Origin of the sequence: Burkholderia anthina (assembly GCF_902498995.1) — a bacterium.
GTDB lineage: Bacteria > Pseudomonadota > Gammaproteobacteria > Burkholderiales > Burkholderiaceae > Burkholderia > Burkholderia anthina.
This window is the reverse complement of sequence record NZ_CABVLY010000007.1, coordinates 201,814-221,895: the sequence shown is the minus strand read 5'-3', so window position 1 is coordinate 221,895 and position 20,082 is coordinate 201,814. Positions and strand designations below refer to the sequence as shown.

Annotated in this window: 16 protein-coding genes; 12 read left to right on the top strand and 4 right to left on the bottom strand. The window is 67.1% G+C overall.

From position 1 onward, the window contains the following. Genes BME24068_RS12100 through BME24068_RS12075 form a run of 6 tightly spaced genes read left to right on the top strand, consistent with a single transcriptional unit; the run spans position 1 to position 4,591 of the window. A complete protein-coding gene (locus BME24068_RS12100) occupies positions 1 to 504 on the top strand; it encodes a hotdog family protein (protein ID WP_096498983.1) in 504 nt (167 codons plus the stop codon). After that, on the top strand, positions 501 to 1,226 hold the full coding sequence (locus BME24068_RS12095) for a 3-ketoacyl-ACP reductase FabG2 (protein ID WP_096498981.1): 726 nt from the start codon (positions 501 to 503) through the stop codon (positions 1,224 to 1,226). Before BME24068_RS12100 ends, BME24068_RS12095 begins: the two co-directional genes overlap by 4 nt. Then, positions 1,226 to 2,455: a beta-ketoacyl-ACP synthase gene (locus BME24068_RS12090; protein WP_096498979.1), complete on the top strand. Its 1,230-nt coding sequence runs from the start codon at positions 1,226 to 1,228 to the stop codon at positions 2,453 to 2,455. The genes BME24068_RS12095 and BME24068_RS12090 overlap by 1 nt, the downstream gene beginning before the upstream one ends. Continuing rightward, positions 2,452 to 3,690, top strand: coding sequence for a beta-ketoacyl-[acyl-carrier-protein] synthase family protein (locus BME24068_RS12085; protein WP_174926188.1), 1,239 nt, complete (start codon positions 2,452 to 2,454; stop codon positions 3,688 to 3,690). The genes BME24068_RS12090 and BME24068_RS12085 overlap by 4 nt, the downstream gene beginning before the upstream one ends. A 32-nt stretch (positions 3,691 to 3,722) precedes the next feature. Further along, positions 3,723 to 4,145 carry a signal peptidase gene (locus BME24068_RS12080; protein WP_096498975.1) on the top strand — a complete coding sequence of 141 codons (423 nt, stop codon included), beginning with the start codon at positions 3,723 to 3,725 and terminating at the stop codon, positions 4,143 to 4,145. An 11-nt stretch (positions 4,146 to 4,156) separates the two neighbouring features. After that, entirely contained in the window at positions 4,157 to 4,591 is a 435-nt protein-coding gene (locus tag BME24068_RS12075; protein ID WP_096498973.1) for an excinuclease ABC subunit A, read from the top strand. A 44-nt stretch (positions 4,592 to 4,635) separates the two neighbouring features. Here BME24068_RS12075 and BME24068_RS12070 read toward each other — a convergent pair whose 3' ends face one another. Continuing rightward, complete coding sequence (locus tag BME24068_RS12070) at positions 4,636 to 5,355, bottom strand: methyltransferase domain-containing protein (protein WP_096498971.1); 720 nt, start codon at positions 5,353 to 5,355, stop codon at positions 4,636 to 4,638. 110 nt (positions 5,356 to 5,465) lie between these two features. Here BME24068_RS12070 and BME24068_RS12065 point away from each other — a divergent pair, with 110 nt between their 5' ends. Continuing rightward, on the top strand, positions 5,466 to 6,713 hold the full coding sequence (locus tag BME24068_RS12065) for an NAD(P)/FAD-dependent oxidoreductase (protein ID WP_174926187.1): 1,248 nt from the start codon (positions 5,466 to 5,468) through the stop codon (positions 6,711 to 6,713). 77 nt (positions 6,714 to 6,790) lie between these two features. Here BME24068_RS12065 and BME24068_RS12060 read toward each other — a convergent pair whose 3' ends face one another. Next, positions 6,791 to 8,992: a glycoside hydrolase family 3 C-terminal domain-containing protein gene (locus BME24068_RS12060; protein ID WP_174926186.1), complete on the bottom strand. Its 2,202-nt coding sequence runs from the start codon at positions 8,990 to 8,992 to the stop codon at positions 6,791 to 6,793. Positions 8,993 to 9,484: 492 nt separating this feature from the next. Next, the gene (locus BME24068_RS12055; protein ID WP_096499323.1) at positions 9,485 to 10,744 is read right to left on the bottom strand and encodes an oligosaccharide flippase family protein; all 1,260 of its coding nucleotides are present in this window, start codon (positions 10,742 to 10,744) and stop codon (positions 9,485 to 9,487) included. 594 nt (positions 10,745 to 11,338) lie between these two features. Between BME24068_RS12055 and BME24068_RS12050 the strand changes: the two genes are divergently transcribed. Then, positions 11,339 to 13,195, top strand: a complete 1,857-nt coding sequence (locus BME24068_RS12050; RefSeq protein ID WP_174926185.1) for an alpha/beta hydrolase — start codon at positions 11,339 to 11,341, stop codon at positions 13,193 to 13,195. A 131-nt stretch (positions 13,196 to 13,326) separates the two neighbouring features. On the opposite strand, the gene BME24068_RS12045 is transcribed toward BME24068_RS12050, so the two are convergent. Continuing rightward, positions 13,327 to 13,821: a hypothetical protein gene (locus BME24068_RS12045; protein WP_239007851.1), complete on the bottom strand. Its 495-nt coding sequence runs from the start codon at positions 13,819 to 13,821 to the stop codon at positions 13,327 to 13,329. Between the two features lie 59 nt (positions 13,822 to 13,880). Here BME24068_RS12045 and BME24068_RS12040 point away from each other — a divergent pair, with 59 nt between their 5' ends. The 4 genes from BME24068_RS12040 (at position 13,881) to BME24068_RS12025 (ending at position 20,026) form a co-directional block, all read left to right on the top strand. Then, positions 13,881 to 15,119 (top strand): polysaccharide biosynthesis/export family protein, encoded by a 1,239-nt coding sequence (locus tag BME24068_RS12040; protein WP_174926184.1) that lies wholly within the window; start codon positions 13,881 to 13,883, stop codon positions 15,117 to 15,119. A gap of 58 nt (positions 15,120 to 15,177) precedes the next feature. After that, positions 15,178 to 17,442 carry a polysaccharide biosynthesis tyrosine autokinase gene (locus BME24068_RS12035; protein ID WP_174926183.1) on the top strand — a complete coding sequence of 755 codons (2,265 nt, stop codon included), beginning with the start codon at positions 15,178 to 15,180 and terminating at the stop codon, positions 17,440 to 17,442. A gap of 64 nt (positions 17,443 to 17,506) precedes the next feature. Continuing rightward, entirely contained in the window at positions 17,507 to 18,871 is a 1,365-nt protein-coding gene (locus BME24068_RS12030) for an oligosaccharide repeat unit polymerase (protein WP_174926182.1), read from the top strand. Positions 18,872 to 18,973: 102 nt separating this feature from the next. Beyond that, positions 18,974 to 20,026, top strand: coding sequence for an acyltransferase family protein (locus BME24068_RS12025; protein WP_174926181.1), 1,053 nt, complete (start codon positions 18,974 to 18,976; stop codon positions 20,024 to 20,026). Positions 20,027 to 20,082: the final 56 nt, after the last annotated feature.

Genomic DNA, 20,082 nt, shown 5'->3' with positions numbered 1-20,082 from the left:
ATGCACGCCAGACCATTGACCGACGCGCTGCACGGCGGTGCGGACATTCCCGTCGGCAACGTGCGGGACGTGTTGCCGCATCGCGGCACGATGCTGCTGCTCGACGCGATCGAACGCTGCTCGGAAACCGGTATCGAGGTGAGTGCGCGTGCATGCCGCGATGCGTGGTACGCCGACGGTAACGGCGCGATGCCGGCCTGGATCGGCATCGAGCTGATGGCGCAGGCGATCGCCGCGCATGTCGGCCTGCTTGCCGCGCAGGCGGGCGGTCGTGCGAAGCCGGGTGTGTTGCTCGGCGCGAACCGCTATGTCGCGCATCGCGCGGCGTTCGACGCCGGCACGGTGCTGCGCATCGGCGCGCGGGAACTGCTGCGCGGCGACGAGGGACATGGCGCATACGAATGCGCGATTCATGCCGAAGGCCGGTGTTGTGCGGAGGCCGTCGTCAAGGTGTACCAGCCGAACGATTTTCAATCTTTTATCGAAGGGAGCTTCAATTCATGACTCGGCGAGTTCTCGTGACAGGCGCGAGCCGCGGCATCGGCCGCGCCGTGGCGCTGCGGATGGCATCCGACGGCTTCGCCGTGACGGTGCACTGCCGCACCGGCCGCGATGCCGCCGAAGCGGTGGCCACGACGATTCGCGAGCGGGGCGGCACGGCAAGCGTGCTGCAGTTCGATGTGCGCGACCGCGCTGCGTGCCGGCGCGAGCTGGAGGCCGACGTCGACACGAACGGCGCGTACTACGGGATCGTCTGCAGCGCGGGCGTGACGCGCGATGGCGCGTTTCCGGCGCTGTCCGGCGAGGACTGGGACATCGTGATCGAGACTGGCCTGGACGGTTTCTACAACGTCGTCCATCCGCTGACCATGCCGATGGTGCGCCTGCGTGGCGGCGGCCGCATCGTGACGATCGCGTCCGTGTCGGGCGTGATGGGCAATCGCGGCCAGGTCAACTACAGCGCCGCGAAGGCCGGGTTGATCGGCGCGACCAAGGCGCTGGCGGTCGAACTGGCGTCACGAAGGATCACGGTCAATTGCGTCGCGCCCGGGTTGATCGACACAGGCATGCTCGACGACGTGCCGCTCGACCATGCATTGAAGACCGTGCCGATGGGCCGCGTCGGCCAGCCCGACGAAGTCGCGGCGGTGGTCGGCTTCCTGATGTCGGATGCGGCGACTTACGTCACCCGACAGGTGATCGGCGTCAACGGCGGGATGGTGTGATGAAGCGAGTGGTCGTGACGGGGATGGGCGGTGTAACCGCCTTCGGTCAAAGCTGGCCTGAAATCGACGTGCGTTTGCGCGAAGGGCGCAACGCGGTGCGGCGCATGCCTGAATGGGACTGCTACGAGGCACTGCATACGCGGCTCGCGTGTCCGTTGCCGGCATTCGAGCTGCCGCGCACGTATCCGCGCAAGAAGACGCGTTCGATGGGGCCCGTGTCGATGTATGCGGTGCGTGCGAGCGAGTTGGCGTTGCAGGATGCGGGACTGTCCGACGATGCGTCGATTCGGGACGGCCGGATGGGCGTCGCGTACGGCTCGTCGTCGGGATCGGTCGAGCCGATCCGCGCATTCGGCACGATGATTGAGACGGGCTCGATGCGGGACGTCACGTCGAACAGCTATGTGCAGATGATGCCGCATACCACGGCAGTCAACGTCAGCCTGTTCTGGGATCTGAAAGGCCGGATCGTGCCGACATCGTCCGCGTGCGCGTCCGGCAGCCAGGCGATCGGCTATGCGTACGAGGCGATCGCGACGGGCAAGCAGGTGCTGATGCTGGCCGGCGGCGCGGAGGAGTTGTCCGGCCCGGCGGTCGCGGTGTTCGATACGCTGTATGCGACCAGCACGCGCAACGATGCCGCGAACCTGACGCCACGCCCGTTCGATGCCGCGCGTGACGGTCTGGTCGTCGGCGAGGGCGCGGCGACGCTGGTGCTCGAGGAGTACGAGCATGCGGTCGCGCGCGGCGCGACGATTCATGCGGAGATCGTCGGCTTCGGCTGCAATTCGGACGGTGCGCACATCACCCAGCCGACCGCGGAGACGATGGCGATTGCGATGCGTCTCGCGCTGAGCGATGCGACGCTCGGCGCCGGCGCGATTGCCTACGTGAACGCGCACGGCACGTCGACTGATCGGGGCGACGTCGCTGAGAGTCATGCAACGGCGTCGGTATTCGGCGAGCGCATGGCGATCAGTTCACTGAAAAGCTACGTGGGCCACACGCTCGGCGCGTGCGGCGCGCTCGAGGCGTGGTGGACGATCGAGATGATGAAGCGCAACTGGTATGCGCCGACGCTCAATCTCGATACGGTCGATCCGGCCTGTGCGCAGCTCGACTACATCATCGGCGATGCCCGCCGTATCGATGCGGAATTCGTGATGAGCAACAATTTTGCATTCGGCGGCATCAACACGTCGCTGATCTTTCGGCGGGTCGTCGCGTGACGGCGCCCGGTAGAGCGGCGGCGCGCGTGGTGATCACGGGGATCGGGATCGTATCGTGCCTCGGTAATTCGCTCGGCGAAGTATCGGACGCGCTGCGTACCGGCCGCTCGGGCATCAGCCGCGTCGACGCGTGGCGCGAGCGCGGCTTCCGCAGTCAGATCGCCGGGGTTGCGTCCGTCGGAGTGGCGCCGCGATTCGCACGCAAGCACGAGCGCTTCATGGGCGATACGGCGCGTTTTGCCGCGCATGCGACCGCGTCGGCGCTCGACGATGCGGGCCTCGACGCCGGCATGTTGCATTCGCCGCGCGCGGGCACGATCGTGGGATCGGGCATCGGATCGATAGCCGATTACGATGATGCGATGGCGATCGCGCACCATCGCGGCATCGACAAGACGCCGCCCTACGTCGTCCCGAAGGCGATGGGCAGCACGGCGTCGGCATGCGTTGCGCAGTTGTTCGGTATCGAGGGCGTGTCCTATACGCCGTCGTCCGCCTGCACGAGCGCGGCACTGGCGATCGGGCAGGCGGCGCAATTGATTCGCGCAGGGTGCCAGGACATCGTGCTGGCCGGCGGGAGCGAGGCGCTGCACGACAACATGACGCTGATGTTCGACGCGATGGGGGCGTTGTCCAGCGGATTCAACGACATGCCGGACCGCGCGTCGCGCCCGTATACGCTCGGTCGCGACGGCTTCGTGATCGCATCGGGTGCGGGCATGCTCGTGCTCGAGTCGCTCGAGCATGCGCGTGCGCGCGGCGCACGCATCTACGCGGAGGTCGGCGGGTTCGGCCAATGCACGGACAACGCTGGCATGGCGACGCCTCATGCGCCGGGGATCGCGCGCGCGATGCGCGCCGCGCTCGCCGGCGGTGGACGGCGGCCCGACTACGTCAATACGCACGCACCGTCGACGCCGCTCGGCGACCTCGAGGAGCTGAAGGCGCTCGGTGACGTATTCGGCGGCGATGTGCCGGCATTCTCGTCGACGAAAGGCATGACGGGGCATCCGCTCGGCGCGAGCGGTGCGCATGAAGCGATCTATACGCTACTGATGATGCGCGACGGTTTCGTCGCGGGTACGGACGTTGGTCATGAACCGGATCCTGCGCTCGCGGGCCTGCCACTTGTGCGCGCTGCACGCGAATTCGTGGTCGAACGCGCGCTGTCGGTGTCGTTCGGGTTCGGCGGCAGTTGCGCAAGTGTGTTGTTGGACGCCTGGAAGGGCGATTGAAGTGAACCTACTGAACTGAGGGGACGATAACAATGAAGCATAAAGGACACCTGGCCGGCATGCTGGTCGCCGCATCGCTGCTGACGGGCTGTGGTACCGTGGTGCGTTCGCTGCCTCTGCCGGCGACGGCAACGGCGCCGGACACGAACGGCGTCGCAATCTATTTCGGTGCGCAGCCGCACCCTGACGTCAAGACCAGCATCGGTCCTCGTTCGGAATCGGTGCGCGTGCGCCGCCTGGAAAGCGAGCAGCCGACTTGCGATCAGGCGCTGGCCGAAGCGCTGAACCGTCTTCGCATCTATGCGAAGAATCACGGCGGGAATGCGGTCATCAACGTGACGACGCGTTTTCATGAGAAGCGCTCGGACTCGACGACCGAATATACGTGCGGCGTGAGCGGTAGCGCAGGCGCGATCGCCGTGTCGGGCGAGGTCGTGCAATTGAACGCGCAATAACGGGGGCACATGTGAAATACCGCATTGCACTCGTGCTGCTCGGCGCGACGCTTACAACCTCGATCGCGCACGCACGGGATACGATCAGAGATTATCCGATCGCGGCCGCGCTGAAGAGCGAGGCGGGCAAGCTTGATGACGGCGTTGTGCTCTATTTCGGCGACCAGCCGCATCCGCGCGTGATCAAGTCGTACGGATCGTTTGCGACCAACAAGAAGACCAACGCGTTCGGCAAGAGCGACGAGGCAGCGTGCGAGCACGTGTTCCTGTCGGCCGTGATCGAGCTTCAGGCGCGCGCACGCAAGGAAGGCGGCAACGCTGTCGTTGGCATCAGGAGCAACTATCGCAACGTGTCGCGCTCCAGCACGACCGAGTACACGTGCGGGGCCGGTGCGATCGTGGCGGGTGCGGCGCTCACGGGCGAGGTCGTCACGTTGGAACCGTAACTGGCGCGTGGCGCAAGGGGCCGCCGAACGGCGGCCTCCGTTGTTCAGGCAGGCTTGCGCGCGGCAACGTTGACGAGCGTTTCGCGGCGCTTGCCGGGTTTCGGTGTGTACAGGCCCATGCGTTCGAGGAGTCCGAAGTCTTTCGCACGGCTCCACCACAGGTACGGAAACGATACGTTGCGGGCATCGAACGCGAATCCGCCATCGCGGAGCATCGCAAGGTAGCCGTCGGCGCTTTTCTGCACGTCCATCGGATGACGGAACAGCAGCCGGATCACCCACGACTTGATGTACGCGTCGGTCGATTCGGCGAACAGCAGCAGCCCGCCGGGTTTCAGCACGCGGTGAAAGTCGGCCAGCGCATGCTCCTGGTCGACGAGATGATGAAAGGTCTGATGGCAGAACACGATGTCGACGCTCGCATCGGCGAGCGGGATCTGCGTGCAGTCCGCATGATGCAGTTCGACGGGCGCCGTGCAGCGCCGCGCCGCTTCCGACGCATGCACGAGCGAGTCTTCGTGGCAATCGATGCCAACGATCTTGCCGGGCGAGAACGCTTCGCCGAGCAGGCGGAACGACTTACCCTGTCCGCATCCCGCATCGAGGATGACGGGGGCCTTCGGCAGCGGCGCGGCGATGAGCTGTATCAGATCGTTGATGGCGACCCTAAGCACGTGATGCTCCCAGGTATGCGTGCGAAGAAACCAGATGCCGAAGCGGGTTTCGGGAACATAGGCGGGGGCGTGCGTGCGGCAGGACGTCATGGGCCTCTCGTCGGAATGTTGGATTTGTTGAGCGGCTATTGTAGTTTGCAACGCCAGATCGTGGCGCGAGAAACGCAAGATAACCAGTCGATCGATATGGGTTGGCAAGCATGAGTGAAATGAAATCGAATTCCATTGACGTCGCGATTATCGGGGCGGGACCGTCTGGCGCGGTCGCGGCCGCGCTACTGCGCCGGGCGGGCCGTTCCGTGCTGGTGCTCGAGCGCCAGCATTTTCCGCGCTTCTCGATCGGAGAAAGCCTGTTGCCTCAGAGCATGCAGTATCTCGAAGAGGCGGGCATGCTGCAGGCGGTTGTCGAGGCCGGCTTCCAGTTCAAGAATGGTGCGTATTTCGTTTATCGCGACCGGATATCGTCATTCGATTTCCGCGAGAAGTTTTCCGAAGGCTGGGGAACAGCCTATCAGGTGGAACGCGCAGCGTTCGACGATCTGCTGATCCGTCGCGCGGCGGAGCAGGGCGCGGACGTTCGATTTGGCCATGCCGTGCACGCTTTCCAGCCCGGCGACACGCCGCGGCTCGATGTCGTCGATGAAGCCGGCCATGAATATTCCGTTCACGCGTCGTTCGTGCTCGATGCGAGCGGATTCGGACGCGTGTTGCCGCGGTTGCTGGATCTCGAGGCGCCAACCGGCTTGCCGACACGCGCAGCCATTTTTTCGCACGTGGAAGACAGCCTGCCGGCCGGGGCGACTGATCGCGACAAGATCTGCATTGCCGTCCATCCGGAGCGACGCGACGTGTGGTTCTGGATGATTCCGCTGACGAACGGGCGTTCGTCGGTCGGCTGCGTGGCCGATGCCGCTTTTCTGGACGTGCCGCAAGCGCAGCAGGAAGCGTGCTTGCGCGAATTGCTCCGGAGCGAGCCGACGTTGTCGCGGCTGATCGGTAGCAAGCCGTTCGTGATGCCGGTACGCCGCATCGCGGGCTATGCGGCGAATGTCGAGCGCCTGCACGGCCCGGGGTATGCGCTGCTCGGCAACGCAGGCGAATTCCTTGATCCGATCTTCTCGTCGGGTGTGACGATCGCGCTGCGGTCGGCCCATCTGGCTGTCGCAGCGCTCGAACGGCAGTTGCGTGGCGAGACGGTCGACTGGGTGCGCGATTACGACGTCGCGTTGCGCAAGGGCATCGACACGTTCCGCGCCTTCGTCGAGCGCTGGTATTCCGGCGCGCTGCAGGACGTCGTGTTTCACGAGGACAAGGCATCCGACGTGAAGCGCATGGTCTGCTCGATTCTGGCCGGCTATGCGTGGGACGAGTCGAATCCGTTCGTCAGGGAGCCGGCGCGCGGCCTCGACGTGCTCGCCGAATTCTGTCGCTCCGGCGGCCTCGGGTAATCGACGCGTCAGGGTGGGCGCCGAGCGATGTCTCGCCCGGCGCCCACCATTGGCTTACCCGCTCACCTACCGCTTGCTCAGCGACCCTGCAGCCGGATATCGCGCGACGACGCGCCGACATACACCGTCCCGCCCGGCACGACCTTCCAGCCGTTGCGCGACGTGTCCCACACGCTCTGCATCCGCGGCGACACGCTCACGTGCACGTGCCGCGCCTCGCCCGGATTCAGCCGGACCTTGTCCCAGCCGACCAGCCGCTTCGGCGGTTCGTCCTTGTACGGCACGCCGAGATAGACCTGCGGCGTTTCCGCGCCCGCGACACGGCCGTCATTGCGCACGGTAAACGCGACGCTCAGCGAGCCGTCCCGTTGCCGCGACACCGACAGCCCCGAATACGCGAAGTGCGTGTACGACAGCCCGTAGCCGAATTCGAACATCGGCTTGATGTTGCGCGCATCGTACCAGCGGTACCCCATGTCGAGCTTCTCCGCGTAGACGGGATCGTTCTCGAACGTGCCGTTTTGCCCCCACGTCGGCGTGTCCTGGTCGCGCGCCGGGAACGTGACGGGCAGCTTGCCGGACGGATTGACCGCGCCGAACAGCACGTTCGCGATCGCCTTGCCGCCGGCTTCGCCCGGATACCACGCGTCGACGATCGCCGATACGTTGTCCTTCCACGGCATCAGCACGGGATTGCCGCTCTCGACGACGACGATCGTGTGCGGGTTCGCACGCGCCACGGCTTCGACGAGCGCGTCCTGATTCGACGGATTCGCGAGGCTCAGGCTCTGCAGATCGCCGAAATCCTCGCCGGCCGGCTGCGCGACCACGACGATCGCGACGTCCGAGCGGCCGGCAAGCGCCGCGGCCTGGTCGATCTCCTGCTGGGTGTACGCGCGAAACGGCGACTGCTGATCGCTGTTGCCGGCGAACGTGACCTGTGCGGCAGGGGCGAGCGCGCGGATCGCCGCGACGATCGGCACGTCGACCTTGAGCCACGGATTGCGCCACCAGCTGCAGCCCGCCGACGACCCGAACGTGAGGCCGCCGCAGCCCGCGAACGACCCGGTGACCGGATCGCGCGTATTGCCCGAGCCGCCGCCGGACAGCACGGCGGCGTCGGCATGACCACCGATCACCGCGATGCGCGACAGCGCGGAAGCCGCAAGCGGCAACTGGTTGCCGTCGTTCTTCAGCAGCACGATCGACTGCTCGGCGACGCCCTGCGCGAACCGGTTCGCGGCCGCGAAATCGATGGTGCCGCCGCCCTTGGCCGGATCGTCCATCACGCCGACGCGGATCATCACGGCGAGCTTGCGGCGCACCATGTCGTCGAGGCGCGCGGTCGATACCGAGCCGTTCGCAATTGCCTGCTTGACGGCGGCCGGCGTCAGGTAGACGGTCGGGCCGACGTCCTCTTCCTCGTCGAGTCCCGCGTTGATCGCGGCGGCGGTGCTGTGCGTCGCCCCCCAGTCGGACTGCACCTGGCCCTGGAAGCCCCAGTCGTTCTTCAGCACGTCGTTGAGCAGGTGATTGTTCTCGCATGCATACGCGCCGTTCAGGCGGTTGTAGCTGCACATCACGCTGCCGGGTTGCCCGCGCTTCGCGGCGATCTCGAACGGCAGCAGGTAGAGCTCGCGCAGCGTGCGTTCGTCGATCTGGCTGTTGCCGCCCATCCGGCCATGTTCCTGCTCGTTGCCCGCGTAGTGCTTGATGGTCGCGATGACCTTCTGCCGCTGCGTGCCGAGCGTGCGTTCGGCGAGCAGATCGCCGGCAAGCAGCGGATCCTCGCCGAGATACTCGAACAGCCGGCCGCCGCGCGGCTCGCGCGCGAGGTTGGTGCCGCCGCCCAGACCCATGCCGAATCCTTGCGCGCGCAACTGGATCGCGATCTGCTTGCCGTAGTCGTACGACAGCCGGCGATCCCAGCTCGCGGCCACCGCGATCGTCGCGGGGAAGGTCGTGCTGGCGAGCGACGTGCTGCCGGAGCCGGTCGACGAGTCGGCCATGTTCAGGTCGGGAATGCCGAGCCGCGGCACACCCTGGATATAGCCGGCACCGCCGCCCGGCACTTGAGACATTTCGTATTGCGAATGGATAAACTGAAGTTTCTCGTCGAGCGTCATCTTGCGCACGAGCAGGTCGGCGCGCCGCTGCGCGGCGGACGACGCGAACGCGTCGGCGGCGTCGCCCGGTGAATTGAAATCGGCGTTGCCCGCATAGACGCTGGTGCAGAGGGTCGCTGCCAGCACGGCGGCCGGCCAGAGTGTGTCCCGCATGTTGCTCTCCATGATCGTATTGCCGGTTGTTCGAATGATGTCTGGAGCTGCGCAGGTCCGATGGATTCGCATCGAACGCATTCGGCTGGCGATGCAGGGTGGTTGCGCGTCGGCATGCCAGGCCAGGCGGGGAATCGTTACGGCCGGTTGGGCCCGATCGAACCATGCAGGACGGCGACGCGGACCGCCCGACACTGCCGAATCGGATGTAGCGATTCTCTGCAGCGACTAATCGTACGAATGTAGTTTGACTACAGCATCGGTGTTTCTACTGATACGTACGATCTTTATTCGACGGGGTGGCGCGACGCGGGAAAAACGCGGTCATCGTTCCCGATGTGCGTGCGCAGCAGAGTAAGAAGTACCTGCGCGCAAGCGTTCGGAAGCGGGCGACGAGAGGAGCGGCAGGCCACGGGCGAGCATATCCGCATGCCACGCTCGTTGCGTGCGCATCGAATGCGGGCCGGCGGGATGTGGGCAGCCGGCCGGCGGCTACGCGCGTCGCGCGGCGGGACTGCCGGGCAGCGGAATGCCGGCGCGGTAGACGACGGTCGCGAGCGCGGCGGCGACCGCGGCCTCGGCCAGCAACACGGCGGCGGCCGCGCCCAGTTCGGCGAAGTACTTTGCGAGCACCGGCACCAGCACGATGTTCACGACGCCGGACGACATCAGGATGCGCGTGAATGCCGACTTCATGCCGAGCGGCAGCATCGTCTGCACGCCGAACAGATCGGTCATGCCGGCCATGAACGGGATGAACGCCATCCAGCGCAGCACCTGGACCGTCGGCTCGTACGACGGGCCGTACAGGATGCGCACGGCGAGCGGCGCGCCGAAGAAGATCGCGAGCGAGATGCCGAGCACCATCACGACCTGCACGACGAACAGCTTGCGCAGGAACGAGAACGCGTCGTTGCGCGCATGCCGCATCAGATAGTTGATGCGCGGATAAGTGGCGGCCTTCAGCGGCTGAAGCATGCTGAGCGCCGCGCGAATCAGCTTGTCGCCGGCGGCGAAGTAGCCGGCCGCGACGTTGCCCGACACGAAGCCGAGCAGCACGGTGTTGGTCGACGCGTAGAACGCGATCGACGTCGATGCGAGAAACACCTGCCAGCCGCCCTTCAACGATTCGGCGATGTCGTCGAAGCCGACGCGAACGAAGTCGATTTCCCGATGGAAAAACAGGTAGAGGGCCAGCGCGACCGCGGAGAGCGTCGGCACGGCGGCGTTGACGATCATCGCCCGGTCGATGTCGGCCGGGCTGTGCACGAGCGCGAACATCGCGGGCAGGCTCAGGATGCGGCCGACGAACAGGATCACGCTCAACGCGCGCAGCTTCTCCATCCCCTGGAAATACCAGCCCGGCGTGAACGCGACGCCGGCCACCATGCCGAAACCGATCAGCAGCAGGTCGCGATCGTCGCCGAAGCGCCGGACCACGAGCGTCAGCACGACCAGTACGATGAAACAGAGCACCGCGATGCCGATCTGTGCGTACAGCGTCGCCCAGAAAATGCGCGAGCGTTCGGCGCGGTTGTCGCGGGCGAGTGCGATGCGCGGCGTGGCGGTCAGGTCGAAGCTGTAGCTCGTGCAGTTGGTGAGATACGCGATGACGGCAAGCGAGAACGCGAGCTGTCCGTAGCCTTCCGGGCCCAGCGCGTGCGTGAGCAGCGGTGCGATCAGCAGCGGCACCGCATACATCGAAATCTGCAGCGTCAGCAGCAGCAGGAAGTTCTTCTTGAGGTTTGACATTCGCTCGGTCGGCGCCGTGGGTGTCGCATGGCGGCGGATCGGGGCCGCCGTGCGCTCGCGCGGCCGGCCGGCCTGACGCGGCTGCGTGGATTCGCGGCCCGCGCCGACAGGCGCCGGTTTTCGTCCGGCGACGCCGGGCACGGCCACATCGTCTGGCGGTCATGATACGGGCCGACGGATGCGCCTGTGTTCGCGAGCCTACCGTTCGTCGATTCCGTGCGCGCGCGCGGAGGCAATCGTGCCGGCGAGTATGTCGTTGTGTCGCGACAGTGGGGAATGCATTTGTAAGCTGGCGCACCGAAGCCCGCTCGGGCCGGATGATCTAATCAACGCACCGTTTTCGTTCATGACGGACAGCGTGCACGGCTACGGCCGGCACGCGCGAGTGCGCAAGACAAGCGCTTCCGCACTGCATGAGCAGGACGGCGAGCGCATGAAGCAGGGCAGGCGGGCCGCGCAGGGGCGCGGCGGCTATCCGTCGCCGTGCTGCCGTGCGTTCGTCCGGCAGCCGCATGAGCGGCGGTGTCGCGCATTCCGATGGGGCCGGAACGCGTACGCGTATCCGATAACAAATACCGATCCGAGGAGTACCGATTGAAGCCGATAACGTTCGGCAGCTGCGTAGGGTGGCTGCACGAAGGACAGACGAGACAAGGCGTGATCCTGTGCGAATCGCTGGGTCACGAGGCTTCGTGGACGCACAAGCTGATGCGGGCGATGGCCGAGCGTCTGGCTCGCGAGGGCGTCACGGTGATGCGATTCAACTATCCGTGTACCGGCGACTCGGCGGGCGACGACCGCGATGCAGGCCGGCATGCCGCCACCCTCGACAGCATTCACGATGCGATCGACCTGTTGCGCGACGAGGTCGGCGTGACCGGGCTCACGCTCGTCGGCGTCCGCGCGGGCGCGCTGTTCGCGATGCTGGCCGCCGCGGGCGTGGGCCCGCGCCCGCCGCCGCGCGTCGACGGGCTGGTCGCGCTGTCGCCGGTCGTGCGCGGCCGCGCCTACCTGCGCGAGCTGTCGTTCGTGCATCGCCAGTGGCTCGATACCACGTCGCCCGCGATCCGCGCCGCGCATCGCGACGAACCCTGCATGAACGTGCTCGGTCATCGCTTCCCGAACGATCTGGTCGATGCGCTGAAGGCGGTCGATCTGTGTGACGTGGTGCGCGATGCGCCGACGCTGCCCGGCGCGATGCTGCTGATCCAGCCCGACCAGGGCGACGGGCCGGCGTTGCATGACGCGCTGCTCGCGCGCGGCGTGAACGTGACGAGCGAACCGTTTCGCGAGTGGCCGACGACGATGCTCGACGGCACCCGCTCGCGCCTGCCGCTGACGGCGATCGACACGGTCGTGAGCTGGATCGTCGAACGCTCGCTGAGCACGCCGGCTGCCGACGAAACGCGCACACACGCGGATCCGGCGTGGAACGGCGAGTCGGCCGTCGCGCTCGACATGAACGACATGACCGAGCAGGTCGTCGCGGTCGGTCCCGACCGGCTGGTCGGCGTGCTGTGCCGTCCCGCGGACACGCGGCCGGCCGCGCCGGTCGGCCCGGCGGTCGTGATCGCGAACACGTCGACGAATCCGCGCAGCGGCGAAGGGCGTTTCAGCGTGCGCCTCGCCCGCACGCTCGCGCGCGTCGGCGTGACGACGCTGCGGATCGACGTGCAGGGCGTCGGCGACAGCGGGCGCATTGCGCTGGACGATCAGTCGGGGGTCGTGTACTCGACGCAATCGGTCGACGACGTGGCCGCCGCCGCGGACTGGCTGCGCGCGCTCGGTTATCCGGAGGTGGTCGCGACCGGCATCTGTTCCGGCGCATACGCGGCGCTGCACGCGGCGGTGAAGACGCCGTCGCTCGGCGGCGTGATCGCGGTCAATCTCGCCCGCTTCGTATGGCCGGCCGGGCTCTCGCTCGAGGCGGTGCAGAAACAGCGGAACAACTCGGTGCGCGGTTACTGGCTGTCGGTGCGCGACTGGCGGAAGTGGAAACGATTCGTGCTGGAGCGGCGCGACCTGCGGCCGATCGTGCGCGCGGTGGCCGCGAATGCCGTCGCGCGCGTCAGCGTGCCGGTGATGGAAATCGCGGCGCGCGTCGGCTGGAAGCCGCGCATCGACACGCCGCGCGGGGTGATGCGCGAACTCGCGCAGCGCAACGTATGGACGATGCTCGTGTACGGCGCACTGGATCCCGGCATCGACGACGTCCGGCGTCACTTCGGCGCGATCGAGCACGCATTCCGGCGCTCACGCCACGTGCGCCTGCACCTCGATGCCCAGGTCGACCACGCGGTGTACGGCGCGGTGGGCACGGACGTCGTGATCGATCTGTGCATGCAGGCGCTGGCACACGAGTCGGACTGGCCGGTCGCGCGTATCGCCGATCAGGCCGCGCCGGAGGCGGCCGGGCGGTCGTACGCAGGGGTGCCGGTCGGCCGGTCGTGATGTCGGGCGCGATCCCGGTTCGGATGGAGATGGGCGTTCGGTGGGGTCGCTCACAAACGCGCGAGCCGGCGTGGTGTCCAATCCGGTATGGATGCACGCGCGGTCATGCGAGGGCATGACCGCCACGGGCGTCAGTCCGGATCGCCGGGTTGCTCGTACGGGGATTTCGCGTAGGGCGACGCGTACAGCGTGTCGCTGCTCCATGCATCGCCGGCCGGTGCGCTCGCCGCTTGCGGGCGGTGCGGTCGGTCTGCCACGAGCGGTCGACGCAGTGCACTGCGAGGGCGCGATTCGGATTGTGCCGCGGCGCGGGTGGCGGGAAGCGGAAACGCGAAGCCGGGCGCCGCGACACCGGATGCAGGTGTGTCGGATTCCACGGCAGCGCCTGGCGCGGCAGTTTGCGCCGAACGTTGCAGCACGAGCGGCGCGGGCAGCGTCGACGATGCGGAGACCGGCGCGTCGGCCGGCGCGGCGGGCGGCGTTTGCGCAGCGGCGGCACAGGCAAGGCAGGCCGACACGATGCAGACGAGCGACGAAAGCGGCGAAGGACAGTTCATGGCGAATCGTACGGAATGACGTGCGGTGAAGAGGGAGGCGCGGCACTGCAATGCGAGCCGCGCTGCCAAGCGTAATGCGGGAATCGGTCGGGTTCGGCGGGTTACCGCACAGTTTCGGAAGGGCACGAATGTCAACCACCACGCAAAAGAGATCGACGCTCGCGACGCGACGGCCGCAGACGGCCGCCGTCGGTCGCGCGCCGTGGCTGTCGCGCATGGCGATCATCGCGGCTGCATGCGCATTGAGTGCGTGTGCGTTGTCGCCGGGCATGACGTATCGGGGGCCGGCCGAACGCGATGCGAATGCGCGCGTGAGCGCCGACGCATCGGGCTCCGGCGGCCTCGACGGCGTGCAGAATGTGTCGAGCGAGGATCTGATCGAGATCACGCCGGCACTCGTCGCGCAGCACCATGGCGCGCCGCAAGGCGTCAACGCCGATGCGGAAATCCGCCAGCTGTTCGGCAAGCCGCATCCGTACACGATCGGCCCCGGCGACGTGCTCGGCATCGTCGTGTGGGATCACCCGGAGCTGAACCTGCCCACGACGCAGATGACGGGCGGCGGTGCGGGCGGCGACGGCGTCGGCGCCAGCTCGGTCGCGACGGGCTATACGGTCGACGCAAACGGCAACGTGCAGTTCGCGTATGCCGGCCTCGTGCACGTGGCCGGGCTTACCGAGGCACAGGCGAGCGCGCTGATGTCGAGGCGGCTCGGCGAATACGTGCGCAAGCCGCAGCTCTCGCTGCGCGTGCAGGCCTACCGCAGCAAGCGTGTGTATCTCGACGGCGAAGTGCGCTCGCCGGGGCTGCAGATCGTCAATGACTTGCCGATGACGCTGCCCGAGGCGATCGACCGCGCGGGCGGCTTCACCGCGACGGCCGACCGCTCGCAGGTGTCGGTGACGCGCGGCGACAAGACCGTGAACGTGAGCCTGCCGGCACTGATCGCCGCGGGCGTGAACCCGTCGAACATCCTGCTGCGCGACGGCGACCTCGTGCGCGTGCGCGCGGCGAGCGACGCGAAGGTGTTCGTGCTCGGCGAGGTGTCGCGTCCGGCGACGCTGACATTGACCGACGGCCGGATGAGCCTCGGCGAAGCGCTCGGCGACACCGGCGGCGTGAGCCAGTACACGTCGGACGCGCGGCAGGTGTTCGTCGTGCGTCGCGGCCCGGGCAACCGTCCGCAGGTGTACCACCTCGACGGCAGTTCGCCCGCGTCGTTCGCGCTGGCCGACCAGTTCCCGCTCGAGCGGCGCGACGTCGTGTTCGTCGATTCGTCGTCGCTGGTGCGCTGGAGCCGCGTCGTCAACCTGCTGATTCCGTCGTCCGCGCAAGGCGCGCTGACGGCCAAGGCGATTTCGCCGTGACCTTCGCGGCGAATTCGTGATCGCGACCGCGCGTCGCGCCCTACGGGACTGATGCTGTATGACTTCTTCGACCTTGCCCGACCCGTTCGACGGGGCCGCCTTGCGCCCGTCCTCCCCGGTTCGCCGCTACTGGCGCATGCTGTACGGCAGCCGGCGGCTGATTCTCTGCACGGCACTCGCCGGTGCGGTCGTCGGCGCCGTGTATGCGCTGTGCGCCGCGCCGGTCTACCGGTCCGACATCCTGTTCCAGGTCGAGCAGAGTCCGACCGATTCGAAACCGACGGCGCCGACCGGCGATCCGTCGTCGGTGTTCGACCTGAAGACCGACGCATCGACGGAAATCGAGGTGCTGAAATCCCGCGCGGTGATGGCGCGCGCGGTCGACAGTACCAACCTGCCCGTGAACGTCCGGCCGCACTACCTGCCGATCATCGGATGGCGGCTCGTGAGCGGCGCCGACGGATTGTCGTCGCCGCTGCCGGGCGGGTACGTCTATGGCACGGAGCGCATCGACGTGCCGACCTTCGACGTATCGAAGCGACTGCTCGACAAGCGTTTCGCGCTGACGCTGGGCGATGACGGCGCGTATACGCTGCAGCGCACCGGCTTCTTCGGCAGGAAGGGGCCGGTATGGCAGGGCCGGGTCGGCCAGCCGCTGCACGTCGAAACGCCGCAGGGGACGATCGACCTGTTCGTGCGCGACGTGGCGGGCAAGCCCGGTGCGCGCTTCGACCTGACGCGCTACGGCGACGAAGAAGCGACGACCTGGCTGCAGAAGAACGCGCTGATTTCGGAGCGCGGCAAGCAGTCGAACATGATCGGCGTGACGCTCGACGGCACCGATCCCGCGCACGACAGCCGCGTGCTGAATGCGATCGGCGATGCATACCTCGCGCAGAACACGCAGCGCAAGTCGGAAGCGGCCGACAAGCTGATCCGCTTCATGGATGCGCAACTGCCGCAACTGAAGGCGCAACTCGAAACGGCCGAAAGCCGCTTCAACGCGTACCGCGCGTCGCATGGCACGGTCAATACGAGCGACGAGGCGCTGGCGTTGCGCCAGCAGTCGGTCGACATCGAGACGCGCGTGCAGACGCTGCAGCAGCGCCGCGAGGAGTTGCTGACGCGCTTCATGCCGAAGCATCCGGCGGTCGTGGCGGTGGACGCGCAGCTCGCCGACGCGCAGCGCTCGCTCGACACGACGCGCAAGCAGATCCAGCAGCTGCCGACCGTCGAGCAGGGCGTGCTGCAGTTGCAGCGCGACGTGGCCGTCGATACCGCGCTGTACACGAACCTGCTCAACACGCGCCAGCAGATGATCCTGGCCCGGGCGAGCAAGACCGGCACCGTGCGGATCGTCGACGTCGCGAAGGTGGCGGAGGTGCCGATCGGGCCGCATCGCGGGATGATCGTCGTCGCGTCGCTGATCGTCGGCCTGCTGGCAGGCGCCGCGATCGTGGTCGCGCGCCAGCGCGTCGCCGGCACGGTGGGCGACGTGGACGAAATCGAATGGTCGACCGGCTTGCCCGTGTTCGCGACGGTGCCGCACAGCCCGGCGCACGCGCAAATCAGTGCGCGCACAAGGAGTGGCGCGAGCGGCACGCGCACGCCGGTGCCGCCCGTCGCGGCGCAGGACGTCGCGCTGGAAAGCCTGCGCCATTTCCGCACGGAGCTGCAATTGTCGATGCGCGATGCGCCGAACGCCGTCGTGCTGATCTCGGGGCCGACGACGGGCGTCGGCAAGTCGTTCGTTGCCGCCAACCTCGCCGCGTTGATGGGCGCGGCGCGGCGACGGACGTTGCTGATCGACGCGGATCTGCGCAAGGGATCGCTGCATGAACGGTTTCGCTACAGCCGCGCGCCGGGCTTGTCGGATGTGGTGGCCGGCACGCACGGAATCGACGAGGCGATCCGGCACGGCGTGACGCCCGGCCTGGATTTCCTGCCGATGGGCAGCGTCGTTCCGGATCCGGGCGAACTGCTGCTGCAGCCGACGTTCGCGGAACTGATCGAGCACGCGGCGTCGCAGTACGACATGGTCGTGATCGACGGGCCGCCGCTGCTGCCGGTTGCCGATGCGCTGCTGCTCGGGCGTCTGGCGGGCACCGTGTTCCTCGTCGCGCGCAGCGGCGTGACGACGCTGACGGAGCTCGACGAAAGCGCACGACGGCTCGAGCACGCGCATATCGCCGTGCGCGGCGTGATCCTGAACGACTTCAAGGGCGTGCCGGGGCGGTACGGCTACGGGTACAACGACACGAGCACGCATCAGGCGATGTCGGGCTACGCCGACGCGATGGCGGCGCGACCGCCGGCGCGCTGAGCGGCGCATGCGTCGCTCCGGCGGCTTCGCGCGATTCGCGCATCGAAAGGATGGAACGGGCATCATGAACGATCGACCGGCGGCCGGCGTGCGCATGCAACGACGACAGCCCGGGCCCGCCCGCCGGGCCGCGGCGGCGCGCGCCGCGCGTGCGGCCGGATACCAGGCTTACTGGTGGGAGGATCCTGCGCGGCTCGTGCTGATCTTCATCCTGCCGTTGTACGGGATGCTGTCGATGGGCCTGCTGGGCGACCAGAAGTCGATCGCGCGCATCTATTTCGACGGCTATTACGCGATCGTCGGCGCGTTGTTCCTGCTGGTGCTGATGGCGGCCGCGTGGTTCGCGTCCAACGACGCGCAGGCACCGCGCGCGCCGGCGGACGAAGCGGTCGAACTGTCGCCGCGCGTGCTCGATTTCGTGTTCGCGCTCGCGCTGTTCGGCTACCTCGTCATGATGAGCGGCATTCTCATGCATCCCGCCATCCTGCTGTCGTATCTGCGCGGCACGGCCAACACGTTCGAGCTGATCGACCTGAAAGGGCGCGTGACGGGCCTGAGCACGTTCACGCAGGCGACCGCGCCGTTCGTCGCGCTCTATTTCTACGTATTCAGGACGCCGGTCAAGGGGCTGAACCGCTACAAGATCTATCTGGCCGTGCTCACCGTGCTGACGCTGCTGCGCAGCTTCATCTTCGCGGAACGGCTCGCGATCATCGAAGTGGTGTTGCCGTTCGCGCTGATGGTGGTCCGGTTCCGCTTCGGCCGTTCGGGCTCGCGATCGCGGCTGCTGACGCTCGGGCCGTATGCCGCGATTCCGCTGCTGCTCGGGCTGTTCATCGCGAACGAATACAACCGGTCGTGGGAAACGTACTACATCAACATCTACGACAACATCTTCGATTTCGCGCTCGAACGCCTGGGCCTGTACTACTCGACGTCGCTGAACAACGGCGCGGGGATCCTGAGCGTGCTCGGCTGGGACAGCGGGCACCCGATGTTCACGTTCGACTGGCTGCTGCATTTTCCGGTGATCGGCTCGATGGCGCAGCCGTGGCTCGACTCGGGCGACCGGCTCGACCTGTTCCTGAACAGCTATGCCGATCCGGAGTTCAACAACCCGTCGGGGATCTTCGTCCATTTCTACGAGTGGGGCTGGTTCGGCTTGCTGAATGCGGCGTTTGCCGGCTGGGTATTTGGCCGCGGCTACGCGGGCTGGCGGAGCGGCAACGGCTTCTGGTGCTGCGCGCACGCTGTGCTCTATGTGTCGCTTCTGGAGATACTGCGGATTCCGAACCTGTTCAGCGGGCGGAATTTCGTGCCGGTCGTGCTGCTGATCGTCGTGTTCCAGTGGTTCTCGAAGCGAGCGCGACCCGTTGCGCCGGCGCGCTCGCGTGTCGCGGCGGTGCAGGCCGGTTCCGATAGCGCCTGACTGTCGCCCAGCCCACTGTTCGTCCGCGCAAGCGCGCCTACAGTGTAGCGATTCCCACTTGCGGCGCGCACGGGCTTCGACGAAGCCGCGCATCAAACAGACATGACAGCACGCGAAACCACCCTCGACGCGGCACGCGGCGCAGGGATCATTCTTGTCGTCTATGGCCACGTGTTGCGTGGTGTCATCGGATCGGATCTCGTACCGGCGGGCCTGCCCGCTACCTTGCTCGCGTGGAGCGACTACGTGATCTATACGTTCCACATGCCGCTGTTCTTCTTCCTGTCCGGGCTGCATGTGTGCAGCTCGCTGCGCCGCGCGCCGGAGCGGTTCATCGGCGCGAAGATCAGGACGATCGCGTATCCGTATCTGCTCTGGTCCGTTCTGCAAGGCGGCGTGCAGATCGCGATGTCGTCGCACGGCAGCAATCATCCGTTCACGCGGGACGATCTGCTCGCGATCGGCTGGCGGCCGTTCGCGCAGTTCTGGTTCCTGTATGCGTTGATGCTCTGCATGCTCGCGGTGTGGCTGGCCGCACGCCATGTGCCGACGCTCGCACGCGTGCCGATGCCGGCGCACACGCGTGGCGGGCTGGTGGCCAGCGCGGTGCTGGCGCTCGCGATCGGCGCGACGACGCAGTGGGGCATCCTGTCGACGACGCTGATGAACTGGCCGTTCTTCGTGGCCGGCATCGTTGCCTCCCGCGCTTTGCCGGGCTGGCTCGAGCGCTACGGCCATCGATGGGTGAGTGCGGTGACGGCGGCGCTGTTCGTCGTGGCGATCGCATTGGCGCACGGTCGGGGCAGCGCCACGAGCGTCTGGGCCATTCCCGCCGCATTCGCGGGCATCGCGCTGCTGTTGCAGCTCGCATACCGGCACGCGTCGTTTCCCGCGCGTACCGGATGGCTGGCGATGGTCGGCTACGCTTCGATGCCGATCTACCTGATGCATATTCTGGTGATGGCCTGCGTGCGCATCGTGCTGGTGCGCGTCGGCATGACCGATCTCGCGACGCACCTCGTCCTTGGCACGCTCGCCGGCGTCACGATCCCGATGGCTGTCTATCTGGTCGCGTTGCGCATGGGTATCGCCGGCATGGCCGGGTTCCCTGCGTGGCCCGGGCGCAACCAGGCGATTCGCGCGCAGACGACGTGAGGGCGCCGCCGCTCCGGCTCGATGCGCGCCTGACGTTATCCGACGCGCAAGCCGAT